The sequence below is a fragment of the Dorea phocaeensis genome (genome assembly GCF_900240315.1).
In the GTDB taxonomy this organism is placed as follows: Bacteria; Bacillota; Clostridia; order Lachnospirales; family Lachnospiraceae; genus Dorea_B; species Dorea_B phocaeensis.
The window spans coordinates 138,212-158,426 of record NZ_OEPZ01000003.1 but is presented as its reverse complement, the minus strand read 5'-3'; the positions used below and the strand labels follow the sequence as shown (position 1 = coordinate 158,426).

Annotated in this window: 23 protein-coding genes; all 23 read left to right on the top strand. The window is 37.4% G+C overall.

Annotation, left to right across the window (positions count from 1 at the left end):
* Nucleotides 1-16: 16 nt before the first annotated feature.
* The 23 genes from C0979_RS07845 (at nt 17) to C0979_RS07735 (ending at nt 20,163) form a co-directional block, all read left to right on the top strand.
* Nucleotides 17-1,279: an LlaJI family restriction endonuclease gene (locus C0979_RS07845; RefSeq protein WP_101695435.1), complete on the top strand. Its 1,263-nt coding sequence runs from the start codon at nt 17-19 to the stop codon at nt 1,277-1,279.
* A gap of 277 nt (nt 1,280-1,556) precedes the next feature.
* Nucleotides 1,557-3,440 carry an ImmA/IrrE family metallo-endopeptidase gene (locus C0979_RS12130; RefSeq protein WP_242962672.1) on the top strand — a complete coding sequence of 628 codons (1,884 nt, stop codon included), beginning with the start codon at nt 1,557-1,559 and terminating at the stop codon, nt 3,438-3,440.
* 186 nt (nt 3,441-3,626) lie between these two features.
* Nucleotides 3,627-4,769, top strand: a complete 1,143-nt coding sequence (locus C0979_RS07835; protein WP_101695434.1) for a helix-turn-helix domain-containing protein — start codon at nt 3,627-3,629, stop codon at nt 4,767-4,769.
* A gap of 15 nt (nt 4,770-4,784) precedes the next feature.
* Nucleotides 4,785-4,967 carry a hypothetical protein gene (locus C0979_RS07830; protein WP_101695433.1) on the top strand — a complete coding sequence of 61 codons (183 nt, stop codon included), beginning with the start codon at nt 4,785-4,787 and terminating at the stop codon, nt 4,965-4,967.
* Between the two features lie 193 nt (nt 4,968-5,160).
* On the top strand, nt 5,161-5,301 hold the full coding sequence (locus C0979_RS12010) for a hypothetical protein (protein WP_200816251.1): 141 nt from the start codon (nt 5,161-5,163) through the stop codon (nt 5,299-5,301).
* Between the two features lie 284 nt (nt 5,302-5,585).
* Complete coding sequence (locus C0979_RS07820) at nt 5,586-6,155, top strand: hypothetical protein (RefSeq protein ID WP_101695431.1); 570 nt, start codon at nt 5,586-5,588, stop codon at nt 6,153-6,155.
* Nucleotides 6,156-6,240: 85 nt separating this feature from the next.
* Nucleotides 6,241-7,008, top strand: a complete 768-nt coding sequence (locus tag C0979_RS07815; protein ID WP_101695430.1) for a phage antirepressor — start codon at nt 6,241-6,243, stop codon at nt 7,006-7,008.
* A 5-nt stretch (nt 7,009-7,013) separates the two neighbouring features.
* A complete protein-coding gene (locus C0979_RS07810) occupies nt 7,014-7,454 on the top strand; it encodes a DUF7768 domain-containing protein (protein WP_101695429.1) in 441 nt (146 codons plus the stop codon).
* On the top strand, nt 7,447-9,705 hold the full coding sequence (locus tag C0979_RS07805) for a phage/plasmid primase, P4 family (protein ID WP_101695428.1): 2,259 nt from the start codon (nt 7,447-7,449) through the stop codon (nt 9,703-9,705). The genes C0979_RS07810 and C0979_RS07805 overlap by 8 nt, the downstream gene beginning before the upstream one ends.
* Nucleotides 9,706-9,844: 139 nt before the next feature.
* Entirely contained in the window at nt 9,845-10,126 is a 282-nt protein-coding gene (locus tag C0979_RS07800) for a VRR-NUC domain-containing protein (RefSeq protein ID WP_101695427.1), read from the top strand.
* Nucleotides 10,107-11,468, top strand: coding sequence for an SNF2-related protein (locus C0979_RS07795; protein ID WP_101695426.1), 1,362 nt, complete (start codon nt 10,107-10,109; stop codon nt 11,466-11,468). Before C0979_RS07800 ends, C0979_RS07795 begins: the two co-directional genes overlap by 20 nt.
* Nucleotides 11,458-11,871 carry a hypothetical protein gene (locus tag C0979_RS07790; RefSeq protein ID WP_101695425.1) on the top strand — a complete coding sequence of 138 codons (414 nt, stop codon included), beginning with the start codon at nt 11,458-11,460 and terminating at the stop codon, nt 11,869-11,871. The genes C0979_RS07795 and C0979_RS07790 overlap by 11 nt, the downstream gene beginning before the upstream one ends.
* Nucleotides 11,872-12,015: 144 nt before the next feature.
* Nucleotides 12,016-12,396 carry an HNH endonuclease gene (locus tag C0979_RS07785; protein WP_101695424.1) on the top strand — a complete coding sequence of 127 codons (381 nt, stop codon included), beginning with the start codon at nt 12,016-12,018 and terminating at the stop codon, nt 12,394-12,396.
* Nucleotides 12,397-12,640: 244 nt separating this feature from the next.
* Nucleotides 12,641-13,192: a terminase gene (locus C0979_RS07780; RefSeq protein ID WP_101695423.1), complete on the top strand. Its 552-nt coding sequence runs from the start codon at nt 12,641-12,643 to the stop codon at nt 13,190-13,192.
* Between the two features lies 1 nt (nt 13,193).
* On the top strand, nt 13,194-13,976 hold the full coding sequence (locus C0979_RS07775; protein WP_101695422.1) for an S-adenosylmethionine synthetase N-terminal domain-containing protein: 783 nt from the start codon (nt 13,194-13,196) through the stop codon (nt 13,974-13,976).
* A 12-nt stretch (nt 13,977-13,988) separates the two neighbouring features.
* Nucleotides 13,989-15,257, top strand: a complete 1,269-nt coding sequence (locus C0979_RS07770; RefSeq protein ID WP_101695421.1) for a site-specific DNA-methyltransferase — start codon at nt 13,989-13,991, stop codon at nt 15,255-15,257.
* Nucleotides 15,250-17,010, top strand: coding sequence for a DNA cytosine methyltransferase (locus C0979_RS07765; protein ID WP_200816250.1), 1,761 nt, complete (start codon nt 15,250-15,252; stop codon nt 17,008-17,010). Before C0979_RS07770 ends, C0979_RS07765 begins: the two co-directional genes overlap by 8 nt.
* A gap of 63 nt (nt 17,011-17,073) precedes the next feature.
* Nucleotides 17,074-17,781 carry a virulence protein gene (locus tag C0979_RS07760; protein ID WP_101695420.1) on the top strand — a complete coding sequence of 236 codons (708 nt, stop codon included), beginning with the start codon at nt 17,074-17,076 and terminating at the stop codon, nt 17,779-17,781.
* Nucleotides 17,754-17,981 carry a DUF4314 domain-containing protein gene (locus C0979_RS07755; protein WP_101695419.1) on the top strand — a complete coding sequence of 76 codons (228 nt, stop codon included), beginning with the start codon at nt 17,754-17,756 and terminating at the stop codon, nt 17,979-17,981. The genes C0979_RS07760 and C0979_RS07755 overlap by 28 nt, the downstream gene beginning before the upstream one ends.
* A 95-nt stretch (nt 17,982-18,076) precedes the next feature.
* Nucleotides 18,077-19,021, top strand: a complete 945-nt coding sequence (locus C0979_RS07750; RefSeq protein WP_101695672.1) for an amidoligase family protein — start codon at nt 18,077-18,079, stop codon at nt 19,019-19,021.
* Nucleotides 19,022-19,110: 89 nt separating this feature from the next.
* On the top strand, nt 19,111-19,581 hold the full coding sequence (locus C0979_RS07745; protein ID WP_101695418.1) for a gamma-glutamylcyclotransferase family protein: 471 nt from the start codon (nt 19,111-19,113) through the stop codon (nt 19,579-19,581).
* Entirely contained in the window at nt 19,571-19,780 is a 210-nt protein-coding gene (locus tag C0979_RS07740; RefSeq protein WP_101695417.1) for a hypothetical protein, read from the top strand. The genes C0979_RS07745 and C0979_RS07740 overlap by 11 nt, the downstream gene beginning before the upstream one ends.
* Before the next feature lie 56 nt (nt 19,781-19,836).
* Nucleotides 19,837-20,163, top strand: coding sequence for a helix-turn-helix domain-containing protein (locus C0979_RS07735; RefSeq protein WP_145995108.1), 327 nt, complete (start codon nt 19,837-19,839; stop codon nt 20,161-20,163).
* Nucleotides 20,164-20,215: the final 52 nt, after the last annotated feature.

The following is a 20,215-nucleotide window of genomic DNA, read 5'->3' as shown; positions in this document are numbered from 1 at the left end:
AGAAAGGAGGAGCCATATGAAGAAGAGATATTACTACGGCATTGATCGAAGTGTTGTTGACGAAAATGTAATATCTTTGTTCAAGTTATCTACAAAAGAGATTTCCTATTCGAAGAGAAAAAAAGCTGATGTTTATAACTTTGTAGGATTTATTTTTGATAATGATAAGGTTCTTGTGATTTTTCCTAAACATTATGCAGAACAATCATACATTGATATGCTTAATTCCAGCCATGAAGAGAGTTCAAAAGATATTCAATTGCTTTATAATGTAATAAAAAAATATGATGAAACGACAAAAACATCAGCAATAGCTCAAAAGTATATAGGTCCTGATGACTCTTATGATTCAGATTACCCTTTTGCTCCTTTTTATAGTATTTATGAATACTACAAGAGATATGGATTTTATAAAGAAGCTGAAAGTACAGTTGTAAAAGGTTCAAAAGGAAAAGTATCTTGGAAAGATACAATTAAAAAATCACAAAAAGTGGTCAGTGACGATAATTTGTTATTTTTACCTTTATATGTAAAAAAGAAAAACTATAGGAATGTGTTTATTACAGAATGTATGGCATTTGTCATAGATTATACGTTAGAAAGTTTTCAGAGTTTCTTTTCTATGAGAAAAACCGGTATGGTAAAGAATAAGTTTGACTATTTGAAAAACATTGATTATGTGATTTGTGAATTAAGAGATTCAAGTAATTTTGTATTCAAGGATATTCATAAAAAACTAATCAGAGATTTAATAGATTTTTTTGAGCAATATAAATATAAAAATGGAAAAGGCGGCTCAATCCATGTAAAAATAGATTATTTTGATTTGATTTGGCAGGAAATGGTTAATCAATACCTTAATCGACATTTTATAGGAGTTAATGCTGCCGGTGATGACTTGAATTTTGATATTACATTAACAAAATCTGCCGTACCTTTTTCGGTGATGGAATATAAAGATATTGATACTTCCCCACATTGTTTTTCAATCAAAATTGATCATATAGCATTAACCGGATCAGAATTATTCATTTTTGATTCGAAATATTATGACGAGGTATATCAGTTGAACTATAAACAGTTTTCTTATAATGAACTATTAAGATACAGATATCCATCGGTAAAAACCATAATTAATGCATTAATTTTACCTGGAAAAGGTGGAAGTAAGATACATTTTGAAATGGCAGCAAGTTATCAAGGGCCAAGAAAAGATGGAAGTAAAATAATCGAATATTATATTGAACCAAAGAAAATAATGCAGGATTATTTAAAATAACAACTGAACAACTGTAAAGGAAGCTGATGCATATCAGATGAATGTTTATTCATCTAGTATTAAGAATGTAGATTGAGTTATTTTACTGTACCCATATACTGCAAATGCTAGTATAGTAGGTAATTACAGTTTTATTAGTTTTGGTGGTACAAAAAGGAATCTTAATATTAGAAATATTGATTTGATAAAATTTTTGGATTGAAAGATATAATTAAAGGAATTTGATAAAATCTTCGATTAGTTAAGAACATGTTTTAGAAGAAAGGGGACATTGAATATGGCAGCAGGACGTTCGTTTGCTGACTATGTAAAGAGGAAATGTTACAGCGGCCTGTTCAGTGCCGCTGAAGATTATATCCGTGATAATGCGGATAATATGGATTTTAGAACCTCACGTGTACATCGAGTGGGTGTTGTAGAATTACAAGATGCTACAATAGAGAGGGTTTATGTCAGTGATCTTCCTGAAATGAAAGTAGCATTTGATGTAGGGCTGCAATTAGAAGTCTTAATTAAAGAGGACGATTATCACTATGATGAAACGGATGTTAATTATCCATGGCTTCGTATCTCCTGTGAAGGAGATCTCTCCAAAGCATTAGATGATTGGAGAATAACAAATGTAGAGCCTTTTGATAAGAAGAACGCCCCCTTTAATTCTTTGTCAGATGCATTAGTTCCGTATATTAAAAATGATGAATTAGAAAAAATTGCGGTATCATTCCTAGATGAGTTTTATCCAGAAGCACTTGAAATAACAGAAAGGGGAACTCCACCAGTTTGGGTTGATCCAGAATTATTAGCGAAAAGACTTCAACTTAAAATACTGTCACATAGAATTAGAGAAGATGCATCGATATTTGGTCAATTATATTTTGAAGATACTGCTGCTGAAATGTTTGATGATGATGTTGGAGAAAGCAAAACCATATATATTAAAGGTCAAACAATTGTAGTAGATCCAATGAATTTTCTTCTTCGCAATCTTGGTTCATATAATAATACTATTATTCATGAGTGTATTCATTGGGTGAAACATCGAAAAGTTTTTGAATTGGAAAAATTATTTAATGCTGATGCATCATGTATAAGTTGTGAAGTTATAGGTGGTGCTATGTCATCTGCAACTAAAAAGGTAACGGAAATGATGGAGTGGCAAGCTAATCAACTTACACCACGAATTCAAATGCCTTCGGGGCCGTTTAGAGCAAAAGCGAATGAATACATTGCTCAATTCATGAAAGAGACAAATGCAAGGCATGAAGTCGATGTTATGGAGATGGTTATTGCTTGCTTAGAAACAGCTTTCGGCGTTTCTAAGCAAGCAGCCAAAATAAGATTGGTAGAGTTAGGTTTTGAGAGTGCAATTGGTACATACACATTTCTGGATAATCATTATGTAAAACCTCATGCTTTTCGCAGAGGCAGTTTAAAGGTAAATCAAACATTTTCTATTTCTGCACAGGATGCTGCGATAGAACGATTTTGCAATCCAGAACTCAAAGAACGAACAAAGAACGGGGATTATCTTTTTATAGACAATCACTATGTTTATAATGCGCCTTTATATGTTAGTAGAGAAGATAACGGTCAACTAACCATGACAGAATATGCAAGAACACATATGGATGAATGTTGTCTTGTATTTGATATGAAGGTGACTAGTAGACACGGTTCAAATTATCATACTGTTTGTTTCTTAAATCGTGAAGAAAGTGATATTACATTTGAAATTAAATTTCATAATGGATATCAAAATGCTCCACAAGAACGTCAGATTGCTATGAGACAGAAACAATTGGAGGAAGAGATTGCTATTCGTAAGAAAATGACAGATGACCCAGAACAGTGCATGGAATTGTTACTCGATTGGAGAAAAACAAATTATACAGAATTAGGGTTGGAGATCGATAGAAATCCTAAAACTATAAGTCGAATTGCTAAGGGTGAAACATCAACAACAGTAGAGACAGCAGCGCTGATTTGTTTTGGTTTGCATTTGCCACCTGTAATTAGTGATAAATTACTATCTGTTTTGAATTGCAATCTTTCACCGATAAAGGTAGAACATCAGTGGATACATGAAGCACTTTCTTTAAAATATCCAGAACCAGTGTGGGCTATACAGAAATATTTAGCTGATTATGGTGTAAAAATATAAAAAAAACATAGAGAAAAATGGACATGTCATGTCCACTATTAAGGACTCATCTAAATTGGATGGGTCTTTTTTAATTAATTAAATTATATTGCAAATAAAAGCAAATAAATAAAATAAGTTGCATATATTGACAAAATATGCGAATGATGTATAATAATAGCATACAAATGCGAAAGAGGTGCTATTATGTCAAATGAAGTAATGGATAAGAAGATAAGTGATATTGATATAAAAGATGTTATAAAAGGGTTCCTTGTAACTGCAAGTATGGGTTTATGTAATAAAGAGGAAATAGAAGAAAAATATAAAATTGTGGAAGAGAAGGTAGATGATTTGAATTCAAGATTAGGTGATCTTGAAGATGCAGCACAAAGATGGGAAATGGTTTGTGAGTCCGCAGATTCCAAGGAGGCTTATGATCTTGCAGAAAATCATGGAACAGAAGAGGATGTTCAAGCAAGATATAAAGCCCTTGAGAAAGAACGAAATATATGGGCTGGCTATCTTACTAAATTAGATTCCCTTATGAGTGAATGTAAAAATTTTAATAAGAAATTATGTTTTTCAAATATTCGTGAGTTACTTCGACAGAAGCCAGATGTAAAAATTGGTCAGATTGAGAAAGAGGCAGGTATTCGTTTAGGGTATATGTCACGTCTTGAAAAAGATGGTAACACTTCTGAACCTAGTATAGAGTTTATTGTTACCGCAGCAAAACTATTAAAAGTTAGTATTGATACTCTTGTTACGGTTGATCTTACAGGTCTTACACCTACAGAGCAATATCTTGTTAATTTTTTTGATAAGTTAAAGTCAGACACACAAAAAGATAAACTTGATTGGAACAGGGAAACTGCATTTAATCTTAACAGAATGGAAGCAGATTATAATGGTTTTGTAGACCATCCTCTTTTTGAGGTGGAAACATTTTTTGAAGAATCTGAATGCGAATACCCAGATGAAGTTACACGAATTGTTTTTAATTCAAAGACTTTTGGTCCTCATACATACATTTGTGGTGATTGCTTCAATCTTAGAATGAAAAATGGAACAACACTTTACCTTATGGATATTGAAAAAAGTGTGCATAAAAGTGCTGATACTTCTGCATATGCTAAGGAAGCCTGGATGTATGTTCCACATAAAGGTTCTCAGTTGTTGGTTGCAACACAGGATGATACACCAGTAGCTCCACTTTTTGAAATATTGTTTGAAACGGTAAAAGACAGGATGGAGCATCCTAAGATTAATAATGATGTTATGTTTGCTATTGATTCATTCATGCAAGATGATTTATCGGATGATGTGGATGATGAAATACCGTTTTAAGAAGGGGGATAGTGTATGGTAAAGAAACCTATTCGCAATTTACATAGTACAAAACCGGTACCGCCGAGATTTTGTGATGTGATTATTGAGAATGACAAAATATTTCTTGAAAAGAAAATAGATAAAAATAAATATGAAAAAATACCTTGGGAAGATGTAGTCTTCCAGGTAGAAGCGGCTAAAGCCGTAAATCAGTAAAAGAAATTACCGCAAATTGCCCCGTAAAATCGAGGAGCTAACAGCCGGAGTTATCTATAAAATTCCTAAACAGGAATTAGTAGGTAACTCTGGCTGTTTTTTTATAGCATTTTTGACAGGACATGGCATGTCCGATTTCAAAAAAAATTATGTGCTAACTTTAAGGTATAAGAAATCAAAGGAGGTGAAAGAAATGGCTAAGAATACAAAGCAAACATCAAGCAGAGTTGCTTCTAAAGCGAGTAAAGTCCTTCGTGACGGTCGCTACAGTAAGACGTCAAAGTCAGTAGCAGGAAGTGCATTAGCACAAACAAAGCCAAGTAAACGCAAATAAGCGTGGCTGACTAAAGGACAGAGACAGATTAAATAATCAGCCTGTCCTTCCCCCAAAAGGGGAGAATAAATAGAAAATCAAATATCTCAAGCCTAATTACGTAATACGGTGCGAGGTACACATATGAGCCTTCTATTGAAATATCAATGGAAGGTACCTATGAAGTACCCTTATTTCGTCATGCGTAATTTTGCTGTCATCGAGTCGGTACTTCAAAAGTATCGGCTCATTTTTTTGGTGTCCTCGCAACGCTTACCAGGATTAGCGGAAAGCGAGGAACACAGATGATCATAAAGATGAGATACGAAACAGAATTTAAGGAATTTGAAATGGATGTAGATGCTGCAAGCAAGTGGGTCAACATTTCCATTGAAGAAGATGAAACGCAAGAACACTTTGAAAAAAGAATTCAGGAAGAGGTTGATGAACAGTACAACAAACCTGAATACAATATTTGGCATCGTGAAACAAGACATATTGATCCAACACCTAAAAGAAAAAGAATGGATGGCAGAAAAGGTTATATTTGTTGCGAAGAGAGTGATGACTCTTTTGATATCATGAACTATTTAGCTGTTACTTATCCAGAATATGAGTTAGATGAAGAGGAAGATGAAAGAGTAAAACGCTATGAAGATGTAATTGAAGTAATCCAGCAGAAGTTAAAATCTGACTTTGTGGAAATATTCATTGCTATTGCTTCTAAGAAATCTACACCAAAACAAATAGCATCAAAGTTAATCGATGCAGAGGGGCTTACTGATGATGAGTATGAAAAGCTTGTAATTAATGAAGCTAACAAGATTAGTAAGAAATACAATCGTGCATTACAAAAATTGAAAAAGATTTTGTAAAAACGTCCTTTTAATCACTCTCCCAAGGCTACCAAGTAGGGAGAGTGATTTTCTTTCCCCAATAAACAGAAGGAGGTAATTCGATATGGAATTACAGATTTTTAATAATGCACAGTTTGGTTCTGTGCGAACAGCAGTTGTTGATGGTGAAGTGATGTTTGTTGGAAAAGATGTGGCTGATTGTCTTGGTTATGCTAATTCAAGAAAAGCAATCGCGGATCATGTTGACGATGAGGATAAGGGCGTAACGAAATGTGACACCCTTGGAGGAGTACAGGATTTGACAGTGATCAACGAATCAGGTCTGTATAGTTTAGTGTTTGCAAGTAAATTACCTAAAGCTAAAGAGTTTAAACGCTGGGTAACATCAGAAGTTCTTCCTTCAATTCGTAAACATGGAGTATATGCGATTGATGAAGTGTTAGCTAATCCAGATATTCTTATTAACGCATTACAGGAATTGAAAAAGGAACGTGAAGAAAAGCTTGCTTTAAAGCATTTGTCATTAATTCAGAAACAGCAGATTTCAGAATTACAGCCAAAGGCAAGTTACTATGACTTAATTCTTCAGAACACAAACACAGTACCGATTACACAGATTGCTAAAGATTATGGGATGAGTGGTAGAGGATTCAATGCTTTACTTCATGAATTAGGAGTACAGTACAAGTTTAGAAAGACCTGGCTCCTTTATCAGCAGTATGCAGATTGTGGTTATACCCAATCAAGAACACATCAGATTGATGAGAACAGAAGTGTGATGCATACATACTGGACACAAAAAGGAAGAATCTTCATTTATGAACTTTTGAAGGACGAAGGGATTCTACCACTTATTGAACAGGAGGATTAATAGATATGGGTATTGATAAGAAAAATCATGAAGGGTATGCAGACCCGACTACATATGAGGAGCTTAGCAATATCCAATGTGAAGAAAAGGCAGCTGATAAAAAGGCTGCCTATCTTCCGTTGGTGTATGTTTGCAGTCCATATGCAGGTGATGTTGAAACCAATGTAATGAATGCAAAACGATATAGCAGATTTGCTATGGATCAAGGAACAATTCCTGTTACTCCTCATCTTTTATATCCTCAGTTTATGGATGATACCAATAAGGATGAAAGAGAAAAGGCAATGCACTTTAATTATGTCCTTCTTGGAAAATGTAAGGAAGTATGGGTCTTTGGTGGTGTGATTACTCATGGTATGGCACATGAAATATCTATAGCAAGAAAAAGACATATGGTAATCAGATGGTTCACTCAGGATATGAAGGAGGTCGGAGAATATGATTAATTTTACTGTTTATTCAGCAGACTGTGTCGGTAACAGCGGTAACTGTCTGTATCCAAATAAGAATGTAGTAACGGATAAAGAAACCTTTATCGCAGCAACAAAGATGGATCATGTAACAGCTAAGTATAAAGGAAACTATCGCAGTAAGGATAACTTTGAACTCTCAGATTGTATTCCTCTTGACTGTGATAATGACCATTCAGAAAACTCGGAAGAATGGCTTACACCTTTTGATATTGCACTTTCAATTCCAGGAGTCGTTTTCGCTGCATCTTACAGTAGACACCATAACCTTCCAAAGGGTGACAAATCGGCAAGACCAAGATTTCATGTGTTTTTCCCTATACCAACGATTACAGATGAAGAAGAGTATGCCGCCATGAAAAGAAAGATTGCAGATGTTTTTCCTTATTACGATGCTAACGCATTAGATTCTGCAAGATTTCTTTATGGCAATGATTCGGATGAAGTAGAGTTCTATGAAGGTGATAAAACCATTCTTGATTATTTGGAAGAGGATGATTTTGCAGATTTCGATGCAAGCCTTGAGCAAGTGCCGGAAGGTCAGCGTAACAGTACCATGAGTCACATTGCTGGAAAGATTATCAAGAGATACGGAAATACAGAGGAGGCTTATCAGCTTTTCCTTAAAAAATCAGAACTCTGTAATCCGCCACTTCCAGAAAAGGAACTCAATATGATATGGAGAAGTGCGTCAAAGTTCGGTAACAAGGTGTCGAACCAGGAGGGATACATTCCGCCTGAACAGTACAATTCCGACTGCAGATTAAAACCGAAAGATTTCTCGGATGTGGGACAGGCTACTGTTCTTGCAATGGAGTATAAGGATATTCTTCGCTATTCCCCATCTACTGATTACATGGTCTACAACGGCAGTTTCTGGGAGGAGTCAAAACCAAAGTCGCAGGGGTTTTCCCAGGACTTGACGGAAAGACAGCTGGCAGAGGCTGAAACCGAAATGAAGAAGGCTATGGATGAACTTGTGAAGAATGGAGGTATGGAGATTCTTGTATCGGTTGGTACAAAGAAGGCTGTGCAGATGTTTAACAAGCAGCAGGCTCATGCCTATGAGATGTATGAAGATGCTTCTGTTTACAAGAAATATGCCATTAAGCGAAGAGATACAAAGAATATTGCTGCTACATTGAAAGAAGCACGTCCAATGCTTGAAGTGGAACAGAGAAACCTTGATGCCGATGAGTTCATGCTAAATACACCGACTCTTACCTATGATTTAAGACAGGGCATCAAGTTTCCAATGGATCACAGACCAGAGCATTTCATTACGAAGCAGACAACTGTTGATCCTTCAAATGATGGAGCGGATATATGGGCAGATGCACTGGATACTTTCTTCTTAAAGGATACAGACCTTATTGATTATGTTCAGAGAATGGTTGGACTGTCTGCTATTGGTAAGGTATATGTGGAGGCACTTATTATCGCATATGGTGAAGGTCGCAATGGTAAGTCTACTTTTTGGAATGTTATCGCAAGAATCCTTGGTACTTATTCAGGAAATATCTCTGCAGATATGCTGACCGTTGGATGCAGAAGAAATGTCAAGCCGGAACTTGCCGAGGCAAAGGGTAAGCGAATGCTTATTGCAGCAGAACTTGAAGAAGGCATGAGATTAAATACTGCCAATGTAAAGCAGCTCTGTTCTACTGATGAAATTTATGCTGAAAAGAAATATAAGGATCCATTTTCTTATACTCCGACACATACACTTGTGCTTTATACAAATCATCTACCAAAGGTCGGTGCGATTGATAAAGGTACCTGGAGAAGACTTATCGTTATTCCGTTTGATGCCAAAATTGAAGGAAGTGCTGATATCAAAAACTATGCAGACTATCTGTTTGAAAAGGCAGGTGGAGCAATCCTTACATGGGTAATTGAAGGTGCGAAAAAGGTAATCGCAGACAACTACAAGATTGACCCTCCACAGAAGGTGCGTGATGCCATTGAGCATTATAAGGAAAGTAATGACTGGCTTTCCTACTTCTTAAGTGAACGCTGCGAACTTGACCCTACCTATGTGGCGAAGTCGAGTGAGGTATATAACGAGTATCGAATCTTCTGTACCCAGGTGGGTGAGTTTACAAGAAGCACAACAGATTTCTACACAGCCTTGGAAACGGTCGGCTTTGAAAGATATCGTGACCGTAAAGGCAGATACATTAAAGGCTTAAGACTCAAGACAGAATTTATGGAAGAGGACGAATGACAGTAGGTGTGACAGTTAATGACGGCTATTTACTATCCTTTTCTATAGGGTAAAAAAATTAAGTCTATATATAAAGTATAGGAAATGACAGTCTTACCCTGTCACACCATCAAATTTGATATTGATGGAGGTGGCACAAATGCGTGAAAAAGAAGTAGAGCAGAAACTTGTAAAAGCTGTAAAGCTTGCAGGAGGTTTCTGCATCAAGTTTACATCTCCCGGATTTGACGGAGTGCCGGACAGACTGGTTCTTCTTCCAAAAGGGAGAATAGCTTTTGTAGAACTCAAGGCTCCTGGCAAGAAACCAAGAGCCTTACAGAAAAGAAGAATAAAACAGTTATCAGCTTTAGGCTTTCCCTGCTATGTGGTTGATAACACGGATGTGATTGGGGGCGTCATAGATGAAATACAATCCTCATGATTATCAGGAATATGCAACAAACTTTGTGCTAGAACATCCTGTGGCGGCAATTTTCCTTGATTGTGGTATGGGAAAGAGCGTGATTACCTTAACGGCAATCAATGAACTCCTTTATGACAGATTTGAAGTAAGAAAGGTTCTTGTGATTGCACCCCTTCGAGTAGCAAGAGATACATGGCCTGCAGAGATTGAAAAGTGGGATCACTTAAAGGGTCTTACCTATTCGGTTGTTATAGGTACAGAGCCGGAGAGAAAAGAGGCATTAAGAAAAAGTGCTGGTATCTATCTAATAAACAGAGAGAATGTGGACTGGCTTATCAATAAGAGCAGCTTTCCGTTCGATTTCGATATGGTTGTTATTGATGAATTATCGTCTTTCAAGTCAGCATCGGCTAAACGATTCAAAAGCCTTCTTAAGGTAAGACCAAAGGTAAAAAGAATCGTGGGTCTTACAGGGACTCCAAGCAGTAATGGACTTATGGATTTGTGGGCAGAGTTTAGAATCCTTGACATGGGAGAAAGGCTCGGAAGATACATCACACATTATCGCAACAATTTCTTTGTGCCGGATAAACGAAATCAGCAGATGATATTTTCCTATAAACCAAGATCTGGTGCGGAAGATGCCATCTACAGACTGATATCGGATATTACGATTTCTATGAAGTCGGCAGATTTTCTTAAAATGCCTGAATGCATAATGAACGAAGTGGAAGTAAACCTTTCAGAAAAGGAATGGTCTGTATATGAGAAATTAAGACAGGAAATGGTGGTGTCTTTGGAAGATGAAGAAATAGATGCTGCAAATGCAGCTGCTCTTTCAGGCAAACTTCTGCAGATGGCCAATGGTGCTATCTATAACGAAGAAAAATCGGTATTCCATATCCACGACCGTAAGCTTGATGCACTTGAGGACTTGATTGAAGGGGCAAATGGCAAGCCTGTCCTTGTGGCTTACTGGTATAACCATGATTTGGAACGAATTAAGGAAAGATTCAAGGTTCGTGAAATTAAGAATTCGAAGGATATCAAGGATTGGAATAGTGGAGAGATACCGATTGCCGTAATCCATCCTGCAAGTGCCGGACATGGCTTAAATCTTCAAAGTGGTGGGTCAACCCTTATATGGTTTGGTCTTACATGGTCATTGGAACTTTATCAACAAACCAATGCAAGGTTATGGAGACAGGGGCAGAAATCCACGGTTGTCATACACCATATTATTTCAAAGGATACTATTGATGAAGATGTGATGAAGGCATTAAGGATCAAAGAGAAAACACAGACCAATCTTATTGATGCGGTTAAGGCAAGAATCGGAGGTGGTGCCTATGGCAGCTAAGGAATACTTGAAAAAGATAGCAAGAATGGAATCTTACATTCAAAGCAAGAAGGAACGATTGGCTGTTCTCAAGGAAATGAGTAGCGGTATTTCATCTCCAAAGTTTGATGATATGCCAAGGAATCCTAATAAAGGAAGGTCAAGACTTGAAGAAACGATTCTTAAGTATATTGACCTTGAAAACGAGATAAAAGAAGATGAGAAAAAGCTTGAATATGAGAAACTGTATCTCTTGGAGGCAATTGGTCGAATTGAAGAACCAGAATATCAGACCATACTGATAAGCCGATATTTCAAATACCAGTCATGGAATGATATAGCAAACAGTTTGTTCTACACCAAACGATGGCTTTACTCTCTTCATGGCCGTGCCTTGGAGAGACTTGATGAGGAATTAGGCTAAAAGAGTTCACTCGAATTCACCTGAGTTCACCTGTAATTCACTGCCCAAGTGTGATATAGTTATAATAGCAAAAATAGATTAAGTACAAGCCTTTGTAGGAAAACCTGCAAGGGCTTTTCTTATGTCCAAAAGGAGGTGGAAGTGTTGCCAAGATTACCAAAGAAACCCTGCAAGTATCCTGGCTGTCCAAACTTAACAGAGAAAACATATTGTGAAGAGCATGAAACGGAAATGAATCGTGCCTACGAGAAGTACGGTAGAGATAAAGCTGTACGCCGTAAGTACGGAAGAGCATGGAAAAGAATCCGTGATAAGTATGTGTCACAGCATCCGTTCTGTGAGAGGTGTTTTGAAAAAGGCATTGTTGTACCTGTTGATGAAGTACATCATATCAAACCACTGTCAGAAGGTGGAACGCATGATCAAGGAAACCTTATAGCACTTTGTAAATCATGTCATGCAAAGATTCATGCAGAGCGTGGAGATTATCAGGAAAGTAAGAAATATCATGTGTATAAATATTAAGGGTGACAAGCTATGACGGGTATTTACATACCTTTTCTATAGAGGTTAAAAATTAATTTCTATATATAAGTATAGGAAATGACAGTCTTACCTTGTCACACATTAAAAAAAGCACGATTTGATGAGAAAAAAAAGACCCAGGGGCGGTCAAAATCTCAACACGATAAAGGACCTGGGGAACGGCGTGGGGTCTCGTGTGTAAAAAATGCAAAATCAAAAGGGTAATAAAGGAGGTCTGAGAAACATGCCTACAAAATCTAATAATATCGGCGGGCGTGGTGGTGCTAGACCTGGTGCAGGTCGTAAGAAAACTGCAGCATCCGAAAAAGCGAAGAATGGAAATCCTGGAGGACGAAGAATTGAGGTCTTGGATATTCCAGAAGTAGAAGGTGTGGAAATGCCAAAGCCACATGACTTCTTGTCAGCAGAGCAGCGTGATGGAAGTGAACTTCAGGCACATGAAATATATACGGAAACATGGAACTGGCTACAAAAAATCGGATGTGCTGCTAAAGTATCTCCGCAGCTATTAGAGAGATACGCAATGTGCTCAGCTAGATGGATTCAGTGTGAAGAGATGACCAATAAACTAGGATTTCTTTCTAAGCATCCAACTACACAAAAACCAATACCATCACCGTTTATTAACATTGGTATTAACTATATGAACCAAGCTGTAAGGCTTTGGAATGAAATATTTCAAATTGTAAAAGAAAACTGCAGTACCGATTATTCGGATGCTGCTCCACAAAACGATTTGATGGAAAGACTATTAAGAGCAAGGGAAGGAAGATAATATGATTGAAAAAGTAAATCCAAAACACCCGGATAAAATCTGCGATAGAATTGCAGGTGCTATTGTGGATATGGCATATATGACAGAAGAAAATCCAAAAGTTGCTGTAGAAGTTTTGCTTGGTCATGGCAAATGTCATGCAATTATCGAAACAACAGCAGACTTAAATAAAAACAAGATTAATAGTGCAATCAAGAGAATTGCCGGAAATGTAAAGTGTGACATTGTGATCGTATCTCAAGATACCCATCTTTCAAATAACCAGAAAGATAAGATTCGTTGTGGAGATAATGGAATCTTTAAAGGAATGCCACTTACGGATGAACAGAAAGAGTTATCGAAGATTGCACGAGATATTTATAAAGATCATCCCTATGATGGAAAGTACATTTTAGACCAAGCAAGACTTATCATTTGCCAGAGCAATGTAAAAACTACACTTTTAAAAAGTACATATCCTAATGCAGAAGTAAATCCACTTGGTGATTGGACTGGTGGCACAGATGTAGATACTGGGGCAACAAATAGAAAGCTTGGTTCTGATATGGCTGACTCTGTAACAGGTGGTGGACTTCATGGTAAGGATTTATCAAAAGCAGATGTAAGTGTAAATATTTATGCATTTCTCAAAGCACAGGAAACTGGAAAGCCAGTAGAACTTAGCTGTGCAATTGGGGATGAAGAAGTTGATGATAAACCTTACAGCGAGATTGTACAAATAGCAAAAGAATATATAGACTCTATCGGTGGATTTGAGAAATTCGCTGAGTGGGGTCTTTTTTAATTGGAGGAGTTTATGGGAAAGACAACAACAGAGATGCAGTTAGTTCCTGTATCAAAATTGATACCCTATGTAAATAATGCAAGAACTCACTCTGCCGAGCAGATTTTAAAGCTGAGAGCTTCTCTTCGTGAGTTCGGTTTTATCAATCCAGTTATTATCGATAGAGAATTTAATGTTATTGCTGGTCACGGAAGAATCCTTGCTGCAAAAGAAGAAGGAATCTTAGAAGTTCCGTGTGTGTTTGTGGACTATCTTACAGAAGCTCAAAAGAAAGCATATATCCTAGCTGATAACCGAATGGCAATGGATGCTGGATGGGATGAGGAACTTCTTCGTATTGAGATAGAATCACTTCAAGGTGAGGACTTTGATATTGGACTTACTGGATTTGATGAAAGTGAGATTGAAGAATTATTTGGAACAGATGATACATCAGATGTAGAAGATGATGATTATGATTTATCTGATGCACTTGAAAAAGCTGCGTTTGTAAAGCGGGGAGACATCTGGACAGTAGGAAGGCATAGGCTGATGTGCGGAGATGCAACATCAGATGAAGATGTGTCTGCTTTAATGGACGGCAAGAAAGCAAATCTTGTGATTACGGATCCACCGTACAATGTGGCCTTTGAAAGTTCCGATGGACTCTCCATTAAAAATGACAAAATGGCAGGAGAAAAGTTCTATGAGTTTCTTCTTGGTGCGTTTAAGAATATGGCAGCACATCTTGAAAAAGGAGGTTCTTCTTATGTGTTCCATGCAGATACGGAAGGATTGAACTTTAGAAAAGCTTTCATAGATGCGGGATTTCATTTATCCGGATGCTGTATCTGGGTGAAAAACTCGTTAGTGCTTGGTCGTTCTGATTATCAGTGGCAGCATGAACCTGTTCTTTACGGATTTCTTCAAAATGGTAAACATTACTGGAGCAAAAGTGCCGGCAGAAGTCAGACAACCATCTGGAACTTTGATAAGCCTAAGAAAAACAAGCATCATCCGACATCAAAGCCATTAGACCTTTTAGCATATCCGATTGGAAACTCAAGTCAAGAAAATGCCATCGTGCTTGATACATTTGGTGGTAGCGGATCAACACTTATTACTTGTGAGAAAACAAATCGTATTTGCTACACTATGGAACTTGATGAAAGGTATGCTTCCGTTATTTTAAGACGATATGTTGAGGATACTGGGGATGAAGATGGTGTATTTGTGATAAGAGATGGAGAAAAGATTCCTTACTCTAAACTGGTGATTGAGGTGGATGATTCAAATGAATAAATTAACACTAGGAAGCTTATTTGATGGTAGTGGAGGTTTTCCTTTGGGAGGCTTGATTTCTGGTATTACCCCTTTGTGGGCATCAGAAATTGAGCCTTTTCCTATTCTAGTAACAAAGAAAAGATTACCACAAGTAAAGCACTATGGAGACATTTCTAAAATGAATGGAGGAGAGATTCCACCTGTAGACATCATTACTTTCGGAAGTCCATGTCAAGATATGAGCATTGCCGGAAAGAGAGATGGACTTAAGGGAAGTCGCTCCAGTTTGTTTTATGAAGCAATTAGAATTGTTAAAGAAATGAGGTGTAAGACAAATGGCAGATATCCAAGATTTATTGTCTGGGAAAATGTCCCAGGAGCATTCTCCAGTAACAAAGGAGAAGACTTCAGAGCAGTCCTTGAAGAAGTCTGTAAAATCAAAGATGATCATGTGTCAGTGCCTAAACCTTCAAAATGGCAGAGAGCAGGTAAAATCCTGGGAGATGATTACTCAGTTGCATGGAGACAGCTTGATGCTCAGTTTTGGGGAGTTCCCCAGAGAAGAAAACGTATCTACCTTGTCGCAGATTTTGCAGGTTGGTGTGCCGGAAAAATACTATTTGAGTCCGAAGGCGTGTCTGGGTATTCTAAGGAGAGCTTCAGAGCGTGGCAAGAAACTGCCAGAAGTTTTGGAAAGGGCATTGTTGATACAGTCTCAAGTGGCTTAGTATTTGAAAATCATGGACAGGATTCTCGTTACACAGGACCTCTTGATGTTGCACAGACGGTTCTTTCTACTTATGGAACGGGTGGCAATAATCAGCCGTTTGTAGTGGAAGAGGCAAAGTGCTTTGATGTGAGATTTACATCAGAAGGTACAAAGAACGCAAGGCAGAACTGCTATGAAACAGATACATCAAGAACCATTGATACTGGAGGAAATGCTCCTGATTCCAATCAAGGTGGAGTTGCTGTTGTATATGGCATTTGTTCCAAAGACAGTAATTCTATGAAATCAGCAAATCCTGATAGTGGATTTTATAAAGCAGATACAGCTAAATGCCTGGATGCAAATGGCGGAAATCCTGCTTGTAATCAAGGTGGCATGGCTGTGATTGAGGGAAATGGAACAAGACCATCACATAAAGGGGATGGATATAAAGAGGACGATGTGATGTATACCTTAAATGCTACAGAACAGCATGGCGTAGCTTATGGGATTGGAAGACCTGCTATGAATCAAGGATACAATGCAAAATTCAGCTTTCAGATTGAGAAGGAGATCGAACCTACAATTGTTGCAGCAGGACCGAGTGGTGTGGCTCATCCCGCGCTTAGTTCATCAAAGGCTTCATTTTTTACAACAGCAGAAGAGGAACTGGCAAATACGCTTGTTGCTACAGATTATAAGGATCCGCCGATTGTAAACGATGAATTAGAAACCGAGTATATTGTAAGAAGGTTGACGCCGACAGAATGTGCAAGACTTCAAGGTTTTCCTGATTGGTGGTGTGATGGATTGGAAACAGAAGAACCAACCGATAAAGAGATAGAATTTTGGAAAGAAGTCTTTGAAACACATAAAAAGGCTCTTGGAAAAACCACTAAGTCTAAGTCGAAGAATCAGATTCGAAAATGGCTTAAAAATCCCCATTCAGATTCTGCTGAATATAAGATGTGGGGAAATGGCGTAGCACTTCCTAATGTTGTGTTTGTTCTTTCCGGCATTGCATATTATGCTGCAAAAGAAAATGAGAAAAATGAAAAATAACACTTGATATATGTACCTTTTAGAGTGATGTATAGAGTACCAAAAGATAAGGAGGTACTTAAAATGAAAGTTGAATTTAACAAAAAAGGAGCAGAAAGGAAAGAACTCATTAAGGCAATTTCTGAAATTCTTAACACTAAACCTAAATATTTAGGAATGCCAACAGCTGCATACGATTTCGGCGGTTTGATTGTTGATAAAAACGGAGCATTGAATTTTGAAGAAAATGTATTCCCGAAGGATATTGAAAACCTTCTGCTGAAACTTCAAAGTAAAGGCTTTTATGCAGAAGACAATGATTTACCCAAAGAACCGGTAAAAGAGCCACAGAGGGAAGATTTGGGGCTAACAGTGGCAATTCCACTTGAGCAGGTGCAGGTAGAAAAGCTTTCAGCAATTATTAATTCAAAAGCAAATCTTATTAAAAAGGCTCTTGGAATTAGTGACCTACCAATCATTGTTGATTTAGAAAAGGTTTCATTTCCTTGGTTTAAAGAAAGTCCGGATGATACAAGAATTCAGACCTACACAAGATTTATTGCAGCACTTTGTAAGATGAGCATTACACAGAAAAGAGTTCAGGCAAAAGAAAAGGAAGTCGATAATGAAAAATATGCATTCCGCTGTTTTCTTTTAAGACTTGGATTCATTGGATCAGAGTTTAAAGAAGATAGAAAAATCCTTCTTAAAAACCTTGAAGGATCTTCTGCTTTTAGAGATGCCAAGAAGGGAGGCGATGAATCATGTTTTTACCAAGCAGAGATATTGTAGAAAAGATAAGAAAAGAATACCCAATTGGAACAAGGGTGCAGCTTGTAAGAATGGATGATTTTCAGTCACCTCCTATTGGTACGAAAGGCACAGTAAGAGGTGTCGATGATACAGCAAGCATTCTTGTTTCTTGGGATAATGGCAGCAGTTTAAATGTGGTCTATGGCATTGATAAATGCAGAAAAATAGATGAAAAATAATGTAGTTATTATCGAAAATTGACTTGCTATTATGTGCTTTTAGAGTGATATATAGTACTACCAAAAGGGAGATACACAAAATGGAGGTACAGAAAATGAACGAAAAAATAGCACATCAGATTGAAAAAATGAAAAAGCAGACAATAGGCGTTGAAGTAGAAATGAACTGCATTACAAGAAATCAAGCAGCAAAGATTGCAGCAGACTTCTTTGGAACAGGAGAATACAAAAACACAGCACCAAGACATGGCTACATGACATGGTCAGCTTGGGACAGTCAGGGAAGAGAATGGAAGTTTCAAAAGGATGTAAGTATTGCCGGAGACGATGCACATAAATGCGAATTAGTAACACCGATTCTTACCTACGAAGATATGGAAACCTTGCAGGAATTAATTAGAAGGCTTAGAAAAGCCGGAGCAAAAAGCGATGCATCAAGAGGATGCGGAGTACATATTCACATCGGAGCAAAAGGCCATACACCACAGACTATGAGAAACCTTGCAAATATTATGGCAAGCCACGAAGAACTTTTAGCAGACGCTTTGAATTTGGATAGAGGAAGAATTAGAAGATATTGCAGAATGGTGAATCCTAAATTTTTAGAACAGCTTAACAAGAAAAAGCCAAAGACCATGAGCAGATTCGCAGACATTTGGTACAGCGCACAGAATTGTGATTACGGAAGAGACCATCATTACAACGACAGCCGATATCATATGCTAAACTTCCACGCAACATTTACAAAAGGAACCATTGAATTTAGATTATTTCAGTTTGATGAACCTGCAAATGGAAAACTAAACGGACTTCATGCCGGACAGCTTAAAAGCTACATTCAGTTTTGCATGGCACTTAGCCAAATGGCAAAGGAAGTAAAAACGGCAAGTCCAAAACCACAGCAGACAGAAAATCCAAAGTACGCAATGAGGACATGGCTACTTAGACTCGGGTTCATTGGAGATGAATTTAAAACTGCAAGAGAAATCTTAACGAAAAGACTTGCAGGAGATACAGCATTTCGAACTGCAAGGAGATAGCCTTCTGTCACCTTAATAGAAACAGCTGACCACTTCGGTGGTCTTAAGGTGGTAGAAGGGTATTCCCTTCAGAAAGGATGGAAAACCAAATGAATAAAAAGTATTACATTGCCTACGGCAGCAACTTAAATCTACCTCAAATGAGAGTAAGATGCCCAAATGCAAGGATTATTGGAACATCATTTATTTATGATTATCAGCTTTTGTTTAAAGGAAGTAAGACGGGTTCTTACCTAACCATTGAACCAAAGGAAGGCGAGAAAGTTCCTGTAGTTGTTTGGGAAGTAACAAAAAGTGATGAAACATCGCTAGACTGCTATGAAGGATATCCTACATTTTATTACAAGAAAACCATGACACTTGATGTCAAAGGAATTAGAACAGGAAAAATCAGAAGAAAAGAAGCCTTCGTGTATATCATGCATGAAGAAAGAAAACTAGGAAGTCCAAGTAGCTATTATGTCAGAACCTGCCTTGATGGATACCAGACATTTGGATTTGATGAAAAGTACCTGTATGATGCACTAGCTATTAGTAGGAGGGATTCATATGAAGACTGAAGAAAGAAGAACAGCCATTTGCCCTAGATGCGGTAAAGCGTACAGAGGAAGACCTGCACTTTCTAGGACAGATAATAAGACATATATTTGCCCGGATTGTGGAACAAGAGAGGCACTTGAAAGTATCGGTGTTGATGAAAAGGAGCAGGAAGAAATACTTGCAACAATTCATAGCCATACAGAGCACCAGGATATATAATCTATATATTGAAAGCTTTATGAATATACACCGAGATGTCTATGAAGGAGGTAGATGTGTTGGATCTAAAGAAAGAAATCAGTAAAAATTTAAAAGCGTATATGAAATATCAAAATATAGATGTGGCAGAATTTGCAGAAAAATGCAATCTTGAAACGGAAAGAGTGCAGAGTATTTTGGATGAGGAAAGTATGCTGGAGCTAGAAGAACTTGCAGCTATATCACGAGCATATAATGTTTCAACTGAATATTTTTTAGGGCTGATAAAATACCCATTTCCAATTGCAAAATCAAAAGAGGAAGCTACGCTATATAAAAAGCTGTCCGAGCTAAGCAAAGATAAATTATTGGAATTTATCGATAGGATTCAAGAAAAAATATAATAAAGCAGTTTAAGGGACTCCGATGGGGTCCTTTTTTCGTGGAGGTAAGTCA

Coding starts and splice junctions, on each gene's coding strand:
- C0979_RS07780 (WP_101695423.1), top strand. CDS start 12,641: ATGCCTACAAAATCTAATAATATCGGCGGGCGTGGTGGTGCTAGACCT.
- C0979_RS07820 (WP_101695431.1), top strand. CDS start 5,586: ATGATCATAAAGATGAGATACGAAACAGAATTTAAGGAATTTGAAATG.
- C0979_RS12010 (WP_200816251.1), top strand. CDS start 5,161: ATGGCTAAGAATACAAAGCAAACATCAAGCAGAGTTGCTTCTAAAGCG.
- C0979_RS07805 (WP_101695428.1), top strand. CDS start 7,447: ATGATTAATTTTACTGTTTATTCAGCAGACTGTGTCGGTAACAGCGGT.
- C0979_RS12130 (WP_242962672.1), top strand. CDS start 1,557: ATGGCAGCAGGACGTTCGTTTGCTGACTATGTAAAGAGGAAATGTTAC.
- C0979_RS07750 (WP_101695672.1), top strand. CDS start 18,077: ATGAACGAAAAAATAGCACATCAGATTGAAAAAATGAAAAAGCAGACA.
- C0979_RS07745 (WP_101695418.1), top strand. CDS start 19,111: ATGAATAAAAAGTATTACATTGCCTACGGCAGCAACTTAAATCTACCT.
- C0979_RS07775 (WP_101695422.1), top strand. CDS start 13,194: ATGATTGAAAAAGTAAATCCAAAACACCCGGATAAAATCTGCGATAGA.
- C0979_RS07845 (WP_101695435.1), top strand. CDS start 17: ATGAAGAAGAGATATTACTACGGCATTGATCGAAGTGTTGTTGACGAA.
- C0979_RS07760 (WP_101695420.1), top strand. CDS start 17,074: ATGAAAGTTGAATTTAACAAAAAAGGAGCAGAAAGGAAAGAACTCATT.
- C0979_RS07795 (WP_101695426.1), top strand. CDS start 10,107: ATGAAATACAATCCTCATGATTATCAGGAATATGCAACAAACTTTGTG.
- C0979_RS07800 (WP_101695427.1), top strand. CDS start 9,845: ATGCGTGAAAAAGAAGTAGAGCAGAAACTTGTAAAAGCTGTAAAGCTT.
- C0979_RS07815 (WP_101695430.1), top strand. CDS start 6,241: ATGGAATTACAGATTTTTAATAATGCACAGTTTGGTTCTGTGCGAACA.
- C0979_RS07740 (WP_101695417.1), top strand. CDS start 19,571: ATGAAGACTGAAGAAAGAAGAACAGCCATTTGCCCTAGATGCGGTAAA.
- C0979_RS07790 (WP_101695425.1), top strand. CDS start 11,458: ATGGCAGCTAAGGAATACTTGAAAAAGATAGCAAGAATGGAATCTTAC.
- C0979_RS07755 (WP_101695419.1), top strand. CDS start 17,754: ATGTTTTTACCAAGCAGAGATATTGTAGAAAAGATAAGAAAAGAATAC.
- C0979_RS07810 (WP_101695429.1), top strand. CDS start 7,014: ATGGGTATTGATAAGAAAAATCATGAAGGGTATGCAGACCCGACTACA.
- C0979_RS07830 (WP_101695433.1), top strand. CDS start 4,785: ATGGTAAAGAAACCTATTCGCAATTTACATAGTACAAAACCGGTACCG.
- C0979_RS07770 (WP_101695421.1), top strand. CDS start 13,989: ATGGGAAAGACAACAACAGAGATGCAGTTAGTTCCTGTATCAAAATTG.
- C0979_RS07765 (WP_200816250.1), top strand. CDS start 15,250: ATGAATAAATTAACACTAGGAAGCTTATTTGATGGTAGTGGAGGTTTT.
- C0979_RS07835 (WP_101695434.1), top strand. CDS start 3,627: ATGTCAAATGAAGTAATGGATAAGAAGATAAGTGATATTGATATAAAA.